Genomic DNA, 11,911 nt, shown 5'->3' on the forward strand with positions numbered 1-11,911 from the left:
CGAATGCTTATGGAAATCCAGACAGTCATCCATCCATCTTCGGTCATTGAGGCCGGCGCTAAAATCGGCCAAGGCGTCCGCATCGGGCCGTTCTGCCACATCAGTGCCGACGCGGTGATCGGCGACCGCGTCGAACTGGTCGGCCACGTCTCGGTGATCGGCGCGACCACCGTCGGTGCGTCGACCAAAGTGTATCCGATGGCGACACTGGGCGCGCCGCCGCAAAACACCAAGCACAAGGGCGGCCGCACCACGCTGGTAGTCGGCGAGAACTGCACGATCCGCGAAGGCGTGACCATGCACCTCGGCACCGATTCCAGCCGCGGCGAGACGACGATCGGCGACAACGGCAACTTCCTTGCCTACGCCCACATCGCGCATGACTGCATCGTCGGCAAGAACGCCACCTTCGCCAATCAGGCGACGCTGGGCGGCCATTGCGAGATCGGTGACAACGTCTATATCGGTGGCCTTACCGCCGTTCATCAGTTTGTCCGCGTCGGCGACAACGCCTTTCTCGGCGGTTGCTCGGCAATCGTCGGCGATGTCATTCCCTACGCCATCGCCGTCGGCAATCGCGCCAGCCTTCGCGGCCTCAACATCATCGGCCTGAAGCGCGCGGGCCTGCCGCGCTCCGAGATCCAGACGCTGCGCAAGGCCTACAGGACGATCTTCGATCGCTCCCGAACCGTCGGCGAGAACGTCGAGTTCGCCAAGGCGGAATTCGCCTCGTCACCGACCGCCATGAAGATCATCGATTTCATCGCCAGTCGCGGTAAGCGGCACTACGCCGTCCCGTCGCTCAAGGCTGGCGGCGGCGACGATGCAGATGACGAAGATTGAGGCCAGCCGGACGGGCCTTGATCTCGCGCCAGACGCCAAGGTCGGCATCATCGCCGGCGGTGGCAGCTTGCCGGTCGAAGTTGCGATCAGCCTGGCCGGACAAGGCTATCCGCCCGTCGTTATCCTGATCGAGGGCGAAGTCGACCGCAAGTCCGACCTCGGCGGCTACGAGCATGAGAATCTCGCTCTGGAAGACATTGGTTCGCTCGCTTCGTTGCTGAAGCGTCGACGGATCAGCCATCTGGTTCTTGCCGGCGAGATCAGGCGCCGGCCGAGACTGATCGACATGCGCCCGAGCCTTGGCTTGCTTGCCGTGGTGCCTTCGGTGGTCATGGCGCTTGCCCGCGGCGACGACGGCCTGCTGAAGGTTTTGACGCGGGCCCTGGAGGCGCGTGGCATCAAGGTAGTCGGCGCCCATGAGATCGTGCCGGAACTGGTCGCCGCCGAAGGCGTGCTGACCACGGCAGCGCCGCGGAAATCCGACTGGCGCGACATCAAAGCGGCCCACGCAGCGGCAATGGCCATCGGCGCGCTAGATATCGGCCAGGCGGCTGTTGCGATCGGCGGCCGCGCCATCGCGCTGGAAGGCATCGAGGGTACCGACGGATTGCTCGATCGAACACGGCAGTTGCGCGGCCATGGCAGGTTGGCCGGCAGAACGCGTGGCGTCCTGGTCAAATGCGCCAAGCCTGGCCAGGAGTTGCGCGCCGATCTGCCCTCTATCGGCCCGCAGACGATCGAGGCGGCGCATGCCGCCGGACTTGCCGGCATTGCCGTCGAAGCCGGCCGCTCGCTGGTTCTGGAAGGCCCGACAGTCGTCGCTCGCGCCAACGCGCTCGGCCTGTTCGTGATCGGCCTGCCTGCTGCGGAGCCGGTGCATGGCGACTGAGAGACCGCTGAAGATCGCCATCGTCGCCGGGGAGGAATCCGGCGATCTGCTTGGCGCCGACATCGTAGAGGCGCTCAAGCGCGCGACCGGCCGCGAGGTTCGGCTAGTCGGCATTGGCGGCCGGCATTTGCAGGCACTCGGCCTCACGCCGCTGTTCGACGGCGGCGAGATCGCTCTGATGGGATTGAGCGCCATCCTGCGCGATCTGCCGCGCCTGATACGACGGATCAGCCAAACGGCCGACACGGTCGCCAATGAAAAGCCCGACTGCCTCATCACCATCGACAGCCCGGATTTTTCGCTGCGCGTGGCGAAAAAGGTGCGTGCCGCCGATCCGGCAATCCCGATCGTCCACTATGTCTGCCCGAGCGTCTGGGCATGGCGGCCGGGCAGGGCGGTGGCGATGAAATCGTATGTCGACCACATCCTCTGCATCCTGCCTTTCGAAGTGAGCGAGCTCGCCCGCCTCGGCGGCCCGACCGGCACCTATGTCGGCCATCGCCTTACGCACGATCCGGGCGTGCTCGGCGCCGCCAAGGCGCAAAGCCTGCCGCGCGACCTGTCCGACGATCGTGTGAAGTCGCTGCTTGTGCTGCCCGGCTCGCGCCGCGGCGAGGTGCGACGGCTGGCCAGCCCGTTCGGCAAGACGATCTCGATCCTGCGTGCGCGCGGACACCGCTTGCGCCTGCTGTTGCCGACGGTGCCGCATGTCGCCGACCTGGTCAGGGCTTCGGTCGCATGCTGGGACGAGAAGCCGGAGATCATCCTTGATCCCGAGCGCAAATGGCAGGCCTTCGGCAAGGCCGATGCAGCGCTGATCGCATCGGGAACGGTGTCGCTGGAACTGGCACTGTCGGGTGTGCCGATGATCTCCTGCTACCGGCTCGATCCGGTCATGCGGATGGCCCAACGCCTTGTCACCGTATGGAGCGCCGCCTTGCCCAATCTCATCGCCGACCGCCCGATCGTGCCGGAAAGCTACAACGAATTTGTGCGGCCGCACTATCTGGCGCGGCAGTTGGAGGCGCTGTTTTCCGACACCCCCTATCGCGCATGGCAGAAGGACGGTTTTGCCGAGGTGGCCAGACGCATGGCCGTCGACAGACCGTCCGGCGACATCGCTGCCGGGGTTGTGATGGGGTACATCAAGAAAGTGAGTAGGGAGTAGGGAGTAGGGAGTAGAAAGCAGTGAGAAGCCAAGCGCCCCCTTTACTACTCACCACTCACTACTCACTCATCTCTTGGCAATCGGCACATAATCCCGCTCCGGCGCACCTGTATAGAGCTGGCGCGGGCGGCCGATCTTCTGGTGCGGATCCTCGATCATCTCTTTCCACTGCGCGATCCAGCCGACGGTGCGGGCGACCGCGAACAGCACGGTGAACATGGTGGTGGGGAAGCCCAGCGCCTTCAGCGTGATGCCGGAATAGAAATCGACGTTCGGATATAGCTTCTTCTCGATGAAATAGGAATCGGTCAGAGCGATCCTTTCCAGTTCCATGGCGATGTCGAGCAGCGGATCGTCCTTGATGCCGAGTTCGCCCAAGACCTCATGTGCGGTCTTCTGCATGATCTTGGCGCGCGGATCGTAGTTTTTGTAGACGCGGTGGCCAAAGCCCATCAATCGGAACGGGTCGTTCTTATCCTTGGCGCGGGCGATGAATTCCGGGATGTGGTCGACATGGCCGATCTCGCCCAGCATGTTCAAGGCTGCCTCGTTGGCGCCGCCATGGGCCGGTCCCCACAGGCAGGCGATGCCGGCGGCGATGCAGGCGAATGGATTGGCGCCCGACGAGCCGGCGAGGCGAACGGTCGAGGTCGAGGCGTTCTGCTCGTGATCGGCGTGCAGGATGAAGATGCGCTCCATCGCACGCGCCAGCACCGGGTTGATCTTGTATTCCTCGCACGGCACGGCAAAACACATATGCAGGAAGTTGGCCGCGAAATTCAGCTCGTTCTTCGGGTAAATGAAGGGCTGGCCGATGTGATATTTGTAAGCCATTGCCGCGATCGTTGGCATCTTGGCGATCAGCCGCATCGACGCGACCATGCGCTGGTAGGGGTCCGAGATGTCGGTGGAATCGTGATAGAAGGCTGACAGCGCGCCGACCACGCCGCACATCACCGCCATCGGGTGGGCGTCGCGGCGAAAGCCGGTGAAGAAGCGCGACATCTGCTCGTGCACCATGGTGTGGCGCGTCACCCGGTAGTCGAAATCGTCCTTCTGCGCCTTGGTCGGCAGTTCGCCGTAGAGCAAGAGATAGCAGACTTCGAGGAAGTCGCCGTGCTCGGCCAACTGGTCGATCGGATAACCGCGATGCAAAAGGATGCCGGCATCGCCATCGATGAAGGTGATTTCCGACTCGCAGCTTGCCGTCGAAGTGAAGCCGGGATCGTAGGTGAAGGCCCCGGTGGTGCTGTAAAGCGAGCCGATATCGATCACATCCGGTCCGACCGAGCCGCTTCGCACCTTGAGTTCGTGCGTTTTGCCGGCGAATTCAAGTTTCGCAGTCGACACGTGGGTTTTGCCGCCAAATTCCATTTTTGTCGCAGCTTCGGACATTGCAAACTCCTTTTGGTTTTCTCATGTCGGCAAAGGCAAAATAGCTGCAACGCAACACGTCGAAAGTATCGCGCGTTTGCGCCCGCAATTGGATTTGCGTGCCAAATTGGGCCAAGACCTAATGTTGCACTGCGAAACCCACCTTTCAATGCCAATCTTCTTGGGCCAGTTTTGCTAATCGATTTGATCCGCGACGCGCGCCAGGCTTTCCTCGCGGCCAAGCACAGCAAGCACGTCGAACACGCCGGGCGAGGTGCTTTTGCCGGTGAGCGCGGCGCGCAAAGGTTGGGCCACAGCGCCAAGCTTATGGCCGCCGGCGAGCGCATATTCGCGGATCGCCGCTTCCGCCGCTGCGGCCGTCCAATCCCCTGAAGTCGCCTTCAGCGCCGCATGGGCGCCCCGCAGGATCTCGCGCGCCTCACCGCCGAGCAGCGCCGCCGCCTTCTCGTCGATCGGCAGCGGCCGCTCGGCAAACAGGAAGGCGGCACCGTCGACCAACTCGACCAGCGTCTTGGCGCGCTCCTTCAAGCCGGGCAGGGCGGCCAGCAACTGCGCCTTGCGTGCGTCGTCGAGGCGCGCTGCGATCGCCGGGCCGCCTTCGAGATAGGGCAAGGTGTTGATGAAGATATCTAGCAATTCGGCGTCGTTCATGCGGCGCATATGCACGCCGTTCAGCGCCTCGAGCTTGGCGAAGTCGAAGCGGGCGGCCCCTTTGTTGACATCGCCGATGTCAAACCACGCAATCATGTCGGCGATCGACATGACCTCATCGTCGCCATGGCTCCAGCCGAGCCGCGCCAGGTAGTTGAGCAGTGCCTCGGGCAGATAGCCCATGGCGCGATACGCTTCGACGCCGAGGGCGCCGTGCCGCTTCGACAGCTTGGCGCCGTCGGCGCCATGGATCAGCGGGATATGCGACATCGACGGCACGTCCCAGCCCATGGCTCGATAGATCACCATCTGGCGGGCGGCATTGGTCAGATGGTCGTCGCCGCGGATGATGTGGGTGATGCCCATGTCGTGGTCGTCGACGACGACGGCATGCATATAGGTCGGGTTGCCGTCCGAGCGCAGGACGATGAAATCGTCGAGATCCTTGTTGGGGAAGCGGACTTCGCCCTGCACGCGGTCATGCACCACCGTCTCGCCGTCGGCAGGCGCCTTGATGCGGATCGCGCCCTTGGCGCCAACCGGCGCCTCTGACGGGTTGCGGTCGCGCCAGCGGCCGTCATAGCGGGGAGGCAAGCCCTTGGCCCGCGCGCTCTCGCGCATCGCCTCCAACTCAGCCGGCGTCGCATAGCAGTAATAGGCTTTGCCGAGGCGCACCAGCTCCTCGGCAACCGCGCGGTGGCGCGGCGCGCGCTCGAACTGCGATACCGGCTCGCCGTCCCAGATGAGGCCGAGCCAGGAGAGCCCATCGAGGATGGCAGCGGTTGCCGCATCGGTCGAACGCTCGCGATCGGTGTCCTCGATGCGCAGCAGCATCTTGCCGCCAGTGTGTCTCGCATACAGCCAGTTGAACAGCGCCGTGCGCGCCCCGCCAATATGAAGGAAACCGGTGGGCGAAGGGGCAAAACGGGTGACGACCTTGTCGGACATGGAACTCCCAGGCAAGCGCAGAAAACGGATGTGGTTGCGCGGACTTTCGCGCGTCGCGCGTTCATGTAGCATAGGAGGTCAAGGGCGCAAGGGGGCGAACCCTATGGCTGGACCAGGCCGCGGCGTGGACAAGAGCGAGGGCGCGATCACAAGCGTCAGCGAACGATCGCTGTTTGCCGACGTTCCTCACGCTGAGCCGCTACCCGTTTCGCTGCCTGCATCGCATCCGGGCATCCAGCCTCTTTCGCCGGACCGCTCCGCGCCGATACCGGCTCCAATACCCGGGCCTGTCATTCGTTTTCGCCGACAGCTCAGCCATCTTTCACTATCCGGTGTCCGCAACAGCGTGGCCTCGGCAGCCGGCCTGGAACTCGACCGCGGCGTCGCCTTCCTGCTGGTACCGGTTTTTCTGGCATGCGGGGTGATCGTCTATTTTTCGCTTGCCGTCGAACCGGACTTTGCGCAGCCCATCGCCGTCGTGGTCCTCACGGCATTGTGTGCGGCCGTCGTGCGCGCACGACGCAAAACGCATTTGTGCTTCATGGCAGCGTTGCTATGCGCGCTCGGTGTGCTCGCCGCCAAGGTTGAAACCTGGCGCGCCGGAACGCGGATGCTCGGTGCGGAAATCCAGACCCAGCTGACCGGCCGTGTCGTCAGGCTCGACCAGATGGCGAACGGCCGGATCAGGCTGACCATCGACGTGATGTCGACCGCCCGGCCGACACTGCGTTATGCACCCGAACGTGTCAGGGTATCGGCACGCAAGATTCCCGCTGAGATGACCGCAGGCTCGGTGGCAACCGGCTATGTGAGGCTTCTGCCTCCGACTGGCCCGGTCAGACCGGACAGCTATGACTTCTCCTTTGACAGCTATTTTGCCGGTATCGGTGCCAGTGGCTTTTTCCTCGGCAGTCCAAAGATCGTCGTTTCTGAAAATGCACCGTTAACCGCACGCCTTTCTTCGTCGATCGAGAAGGCGCGCGAAACCATCGCCGACCACATCAGGGACAGCATCGGCGGTGCCGAGGGGGAGATTGCCGCTGCGCTGATCGTCGGTGTGCGTGCCGGCATTCCCGAAGAGATAAACGAATCGATGCGGCGCACCGGCATCTACCACATCATCTCCATTTCCGGCCTGCACATGGCGCTTGTCGCCGGCACCGTCATGGGATTGCTGCGCGGCGGCTTTGCACTGTTTCCCGACTTTTCGTCGCGCCGGCCGGTCAAAAAATATGCGGCTGCCGCCGCACTTTTTTCCATTGCTGCCTATCTGATTTTTTCCGGTATCGTGGTCGCGGCTGAACGCAGCTTCATCATGCTGGCGGTAATGCTTGTCGCCGTGCTGTTCGACCGGGCGGCACTCACCATGCGCAACCTGGCGATTTCGGCGATCGCCGTCATCGTCGTGTCGCCGCACGAGGTGGTCGGCGCAAGCTTCCAGATGTCCTTCGCTGCGACTGCGGCTCTCGTGGGTGCCTATGCCGGTTGGTCCGACTATCGTGCCGACAAGGCCACGGCGCCGCCACAGCGACGGTCGCCTGTCGCTTTCGTCACGCAAAAACTCGTCGCTGGGGCAGGCACCATCGCAATGACCTCCATCATTGCCGGCAGCGCCACCGCGCTCTTCGCCATCTGGCACTTCCAGCGCGTCTCGCCGCTCAGCCTGTTCGCCAATCTGGCTGTCATGCCGATCGTCACGATCGTCATGTTCCTGGCCGTCCTCAGCGCCTTGGCAATGCCTTTCGGCCTCGACGGCCCTTTCCTCTACATGATGGGCAAGGGACTGACGGCCATGATCGCAATTTCGGGATGGATTTCCGAGCGTTCGCCGATCGATGCAGTCGGACTAATTTCGTTGCAGTCGGTTCTGCTGGTGACGGTCGCCCTAGTCATCGCCACGATGGCGACGACATGGCTGCGGCTTGCGTCGCTTCCCTTTGCGCTCGCCGGCCTGCTGACGATTTCCGGGACGCGCACCCCCGACGTGCTGATCTCGGAAGATGCGCATCTGGTGGCGCTGCCGATCGGCGGCGGCGAACTTGCGGTCAACCGGGTGCGTTCGAACGAATTCACCACCGACAACTGGAAACATGCGCTGGTTTCAACGACAATCGTCGAGCCGGAGACATTCGAAAAAGGAGATGTCCGGTTCGACATCGCCGATCCGGCCGATCTGCCGCCGGGAGCGCCCTTCTCCTGCACTGCCGGCCTGTGCCTCGCCCGGCATCCGTCCGGCGCAATCATCGCGTTCGCCGACGACCGCAAAACCGCACGACGAGCCTGTGCTTTTTCGGATCTGATCGTCATCGACGATGCCACAGCCTATTACAAACCCTGCCGCAATCCGCTGGTTCTCGTCGTCACTAAACGGCAGCTCGCTCGCATGGGCAGTGCCGCCGTCTTTTTCGATCCGTTATCGGCGACGACGCGCGCAGAAATCCGCTTTGCCGTCAGACAGCCATACAGGCCCTGGCATGAGCAGCGGAGATTTTCGCGCGAGGCGAGGGGCCTGCCGCCATACCGGAGGGCCGAGAAACCCAAGAAGCCTGCCGCTCAGTAACGCCGAATCAATCCGACGAGCTTGCCCTGCACCTTGACCCGGTCCGGCCCGAAGATGCGCGTCTCGTAGGCCGGATTGGCGGCTTCAAGGGCGATCGAGGCGCCCTTGCGGCGGAACCGCTTCAGCGTCGCCTCCTCCTCGTCGACCAGAGCGACAATGATCTCGCCAGGCTGGGCGGTGTCGGCGTTGCGGATGATGACCGTATCGCCGTCGAAAATGCCGGCCTCGATCATCGAATCACCCTTGACCTCCAGCGCGTAATGCGTGCCGCCGGTGATCATGTCCGGTGGCACCGAGATCGAATGCGTCTGGTGCTGGATGGCGTCGATCGGCACACCGGCAGCGATGCGGCCCATCACCGGTATGGAGACGGTGGCAACGACGTCGTCGTCATTGCCGGCCGCACGCATACGTGAAGGCGCCGGCTTGATCTGCCGCCCGATGCCGCCCTGCCCAAGGCTGCCTTGAATGACGCTCGGCGAGAATTTGCGCGCCGCATTGAGGCCCGGCGCGATCGAATCGGGTAGGCGCAGCACCTCCAGCGCGCGGGCGCGGTTGGGCAGGCGACGAATGAAACCGCGTTCCTCCAGCGCCGTGATCAGCCGATGGATCCCTGATTTGGAGGCGAGGTCGAGCGCTTCCTTCATCTCGTCGAACGAGGGCGGAATGCCGCTTTCCTTCAGCCGCTCGTGGATGAACATCAGCAGTTCATGTTGTTTGCGTGTCAGCATCGCGACCCCCAACAGAATCAGAAAAACAAACCCAGAACAAACACTATCTGTTCCAGTTGTGTTCCGCAACCATTTAAAGTTTAATGAATGCGTTGACGTTTTGTTCAGCGTAGCATCAGCACGCTGCAGGCGGCGCCGGCTGTGGCTGCGGCTGCGAATGGCTCGCGCACGATCAGTCCGTTGGCGTCGGCCAGAATTCTGAGCATCGAGGAATCCTGGATACTGAACGGCGTTGCCTCAAGCGTGCCAGCTTCTTCCTTCACCACCGCGCGTACATAGTCTTGCCTGAGATCGTTGGCCGGCATGGCGGCGCCGAGCCGCGCCTGACGCAGGTTCTGGCGGAAGGCGCGGCCGCCGAGCCGCGCCAGCAGCGGCTTCAGAAAGAGCTGCGTGCAGACCAGGCTCGCCACCGGATTGCCGGGCAGGCCGAGGCAGCGGATGCCGCCCAGCCGCCCGAACATCAGTGGCTTGCCGGGCCGCATGGCGATTTTCCAGAAATCGAGCGCCATGCCCTCGCCGGTCAGCTCGTCATGGACGAGGTCGTGGTCGCCGACCGAGGCGCCGCCCAGCGTGACGATGACGTCAGCGCCTGCGTCGACCGCTTTTTTCACCAGCGCGGCGATCGCCTCCTTGCGGTCGGGGGCGATGCCGAGATCGAGTGCGCTGGCGCCGACCGAGCGGGCCGCGGCGGCGATGCCATAGGCATTGGAGGAGATGATCTGGTCGGGGCCAAGGTCGCTGCCCGGCGGCAGCAACTCGTCGCCGGTGGCGATGATGGCGACCAGCGGCCGTTTCACTACGCTGACCTGCTGATGGTTGGCCGACGCCGCCAGCGACAATGCCGCCGGATCAAGCAGGCGGCCTTTCTCCAGCAGCACGTCGCCCTGCGAGAAATCGAGCCCGAGGCGGCGGATGTTGCGGCCTTCGACCGTCGACACGGTCACTTCGACCATGCCGCCGCCGAGGTCGCGGACATTCTCCTGGATGACGACGGTGTCGGCGCCTGCGGGGAGCGGCGCGCCGGTGAAGATGCGCACGGCCTGCGCCGGGCCGACTGTTCCGGCAAAGCCGCGTCCGGCCGCCGCCATGCCAATCACCGAAAGTCTCGCGGGCACGGGCGCGACATCATCGGCCCGCACGGCATAGCCGTCCATGGCTGACGCGTTGAATGGCGGCTGGGTGCGGAGCGCCATGAGCGGCTCCGACAACACGCGGTCGGCGGCGTCCATCAGGCTGACGCTTTCAGCCTGCAAGGGCGCAGCATCCTCAAGCAGGCGCTCGAGCGCCTCGGCGACCGGAAGCAGCGCCATTATTGGCCTGGCCCCTGGGCATCCGCCTTGTAGTCGCCGGATTTGCCGCCGGTCTTTTCCACCAGCCTGATGCCGGAGATCGCCATGCCGCGATCGACCGCCTTGGCCATATCATAGATGGTCAGGCAGGCGACCGAGACGGCGGTCAGCGCTTCCATTTCGACGCCGGTCTTGCCGGTGACGCGGGCCAGCGCCGTGACCTTCAGGCCGGGCAGCGTCGCTTCAGGTTCGATGTCTACCGATATCCTGGTCAACAGCAGCGGATGGCAGAGCGGGATCAGCTCATGCGTCCTCTTGGCCGCCATGATGCCGGCGATGCGCGCCGTGCCCAGCACGTCGCCTTTCTTGGCATCGCCGTCGAGAATCATTTTCAGCGTTTCGGGTCGCATCGCGACAAGACCTTCGGCGATTGCCGTGCGGGTCGTCTCCGCCTTGTCGCCGACATCGACCATATTGGCTTCGCCTTCCGCGCCAAGATGGGTGAGGGCGGCCGACATCGTCAGGTCACCTTGGAGCGACGTGCGTCCGTTTGGACGCACCAAGTACGCTCTAACGCTTTGTTTCTATGCATCATGCTCTCCGAAAATCGATTCCGATTGTAGGGCAGATGCATTGGCGGGCGCCTTGCCCGTCAAAAGCAGGTGCGTCGCAGTGGCCACGTCCTGTTGCCGCATCAGGCTCTCGCCGACGAGGAAAGTGCCAATGTCGCTCCGTTCCAGCCTGCGGCAGTCTTCATGCGAGAAGATACCGCTCTCGCTGACCAGCAGCCGGTCGGCCGGCACCATCGCCGCGAGCCGCTCCGATGTCTCGATGCTGGTTTCGAACGTCCGGAGATTGCGGTTGTTGATGCCGATCAGCCGCGACGACAGTTTCAGCGCGCGTTCCGTCTCGGCCTCGTCATGCACCTCGACCAGGGCATCCATGCCGAGCTCGAAAGCCGTCGTTTCGAGTTCCCTGGCCACGGCGTCATCGACGCTCGCCATGATGATCAGGATGGCGTCCGCGCCCCACGCACGGGCCTCGAACACCTGATAAGGATCGAACAGAAAATCCTTGCGCAAAGCCGGCAATGTCACGGCGCTGCGCGCATCGGTGAGGAATTCAGGCGCCCCCTGGAAAGACGGCGCATCGGTCAGCACCGAGAGGCAGGCAGCCCCACCTTTGGCATAGGCCCTGGCCAGCGCCGGCGGATCGAAATCGGCGCGGATCAGGCCCTTGGACGGGCTCGCCTTCTTGATCTCGGCGATCAGCGCGAAACTGCCGGATTTGCGTTTGGCTTCAAGGGCCGAGAGAAAGCCGCGTGGTGCGTCGGTAGCCTTTGCCCGTGCCGCGATTTCGGCAAGCGGCACCCGCGCCTTCGCCGCCGCGATCTCGTCGCGCTTGTAGGCTTCGATCTTGCGCAGGATATCAGACACG

At 63.7% G+C, this 11,911-nt stretch carries 10 protein-coding genes; 4 read left to right on the forward strand and 6 right to left on the reverse strand.

Features of this window, described 5'->3' with window-relative positions; genetic code table 11:
• The first annotated feature begins 9 nt into the window (after positions 1–9).
• Genes lpxA through lpxB form a run of 3 tightly spaced genes read left to right on the forward strand, consistent with a single transcriptional unit; the run spans position 10 to position 2,900 of the window.
• The gene (gene lpxA, locus NMG70_RS19105) at positions 10–843 is read left to right on the forward strand and encodes an acyl-ACP--UDP-N-acetylglucosamine O-acyltransferase (protein ID WP_254025977.1); all 834 of its coding nucleotides are present in this window, start codon (positions 10–12) and stop codon (positions 841–843) included.
• A complete protein-coding gene (locus NMG70_RS19110) occupies positions 830–1,732 on the forward strand; it encodes an LpxI family protein (RefSeq protein ID WP_254025978.1) in 903 nt (300 codons plus the stop codon). Before lpxA ends, NMG70_RS19110 begins: the two co-directional genes overlap by 14 nt.
• The gene (lpxB, locus tag NMG70_RS19115) at positions 1,722–2,900 is read left to right on the forward strand and encodes a lipid-A-disaccharide synthase (protein WP_254025979.1); all 1,179 of its coding nucleotides are present in this window, start codon (positions 1,722–1,724) and stop codon (positions 2,898–2,900) included. The genes NMG70_RS19110 and lpxB overlap by 11 nt, the downstream gene beginning before the upstream one ends.
• Before the next feature lie 66 nt (positions 2,901–2,966).
• On the opposite strand, the gene gltA is transcribed toward lpxB, so the two are convergent.
• Positions 2,967–4,295 (reverse strand): citrate synthase, encoded by a 1,329-nt coding sequence (gltA, locus tag NMG70_RS19120; RefSeq protein ID WP_254025980.1) that lies wholly within the window; start codon positions 4,293–4,295, stop codon positions 2,967–2,969.
• 174 nt (positions 4,296–4,469) lie between these two features.
• Positions 4,470–5,894 carry a glutamate--tRNA ligase gene (gene gltX / locus NMG70_RS19125; RefSeq protein WP_254025981.1) on the reverse strand — a complete coding sequence of 475 codons (1,425 nt, stop codon included), beginning with the start codon at positions 5,892–5,894 and terminating at the stop codon, positions 4,470–4,472.
• Positions 5,895–5,997: 103 nt separating this feature from the next.
• On the opposite strand from gltX, the gene NMG70_RS19130 reads away from it, so the two are divergent.
• Complete coding sequence (locus NMG70_RS19130) at positions 5,998–8,454, forward strand: ComEC/Rec2 family competence protein (protein ID WP_254025982.1); 2,457 nt, start codon at positions 5,998–6,000, stop codon at positions 8,452–8,454.
• Here the strand turns inward: NMG70_RS19130 and lexA are convergent.
• From lexA to trpC, 4 genes are all read right to left on the reverse strand, one after another.
• A complete protein-coding gene (gene lexA, locus NMG70_RS19135) occupies positions 8,448–9,185 on the reverse strand; it encodes a transcriptional repressor LexA (RefSeq protein ID WP_254025983.1) in 738 nt (245 codons plus the stop codon). The genes NMG70_RS19130 and lexA overlap by 7 nt on opposite strands.
• A 104-nt stretch (positions 9,186–9,289) precedes the next feature.
• Positions 9,290–10,495 (reverse strand): molybdopterin molybdotransferase MoeA, encoded by a 1,206-nt coding sequence (locus tag NMG70_RS19140; protein WP_254025984.1) that lies wholly within the window; start codon positions 10,493–10,495, stop codon positions 9,290–9,292.
• Positions 10,495–10,992: a cyclic pyranopterin monophosphate synthase MoaC gene (gene moaC / locus NMG70_RS19145; RefSeq protein WP_254025985.1), complete on the reverse strand. Its 498-nt coding sequence runs from the start codon at positions 10,990–10,992 to the stop codon at positions 10,495–10,497. Before moaC ends, NMG70_RS19140 begins: the two co-directional genes overlap by 1 nt.
• A 66-nt stretch (positions 10,993–11,058) precedes the next feature.
• Entirely contained in the window at positions 11,059–11,910 is an 852-nt protein-coding gene (gene trpC, locus NMG70_RS19150) for an indole-3-glycerol phosphate synthase TrpC (protein ID WP_254025986.1), read from the reverse strand.
• Position 11,911 lies beyond the last annotated feature (1 nt).

Source organism: Mesorhizobium ventifaucium (assembly GCF_935822925.1).
GTDB classification, from domain to species: domain Bacteria; phylum Pseudomonadota; class Alphaproteobacteria; order Rhizobiales; family Rhizobiaceae; genus Mesorhizobium; species Mesorhizobium ventifaucium.

Excerpts from the sequence above, each read along its gene's own strand:
- lpxA (WP_254025977.1), top strand. The coding sequence starts at position 10 with ATGGAAATCCAGACAGTCATCCATCCATCTTCGGTCATTGAGGCCGGC.
- NMG70_RS19110 (WP_254025978.1), top strand. The coding sequence starts at position 830 with ATGACGAAGATTGAGGCCAGCCGGACGGGCCTTGATCTCGCGCCAGAC.
- lpxB (WP_254025979.1), top strand. The coding sequence starts at position 1,722 with ATGGCGACTGAGAGACCGCTGAAGATCGCCATCGTCGCCGGGGAGGAA.
- gltA (WP_254025980.1), bottom strand. The coding sequence starts at position 4,295 with ATGTCCGAAGCTGCGACAAAAATGGAATTTGGCGGCAAAACCCACGTG.
- gltX (WP_254025981.1), bottom strand. The coding sequence starts at position 5,894 with ATGTCCGACAAGGTCGTCACCCGTTTTGCCCCTTCGCCCACCGGTTTC.
- NMG70_RS19130 (WP_254025982.1), top strand. The coding sequence starts at position 5,998 with ATGGCTGGACCAGGCCGCGGCGTGGACAAGAGCGAGGGCGCGATCACA.
- lexA (WP_254025983.1), bottom strand. The coding sequence starts at position 9,185 with ATGCTGACACGCAAACAACATGAACTGCTGATGTTCATCCACGAGCGG.
- NMG70_RS19140 (WP_254025984.1), bottom strand. The coding sequence starts at position 10,495 with ATGGCGCTGCTTCCGGTCGCCGAGGCGCTCGAGCGCCTGCTTGAGGAT.
- moaC (WP_254025985.1), bottom strand. The coding sequence starts at position 10,992 with ATGTCGGCCGCCCTCACCCATCTTGGCGCGGAAGGCGAAGCCAATATG.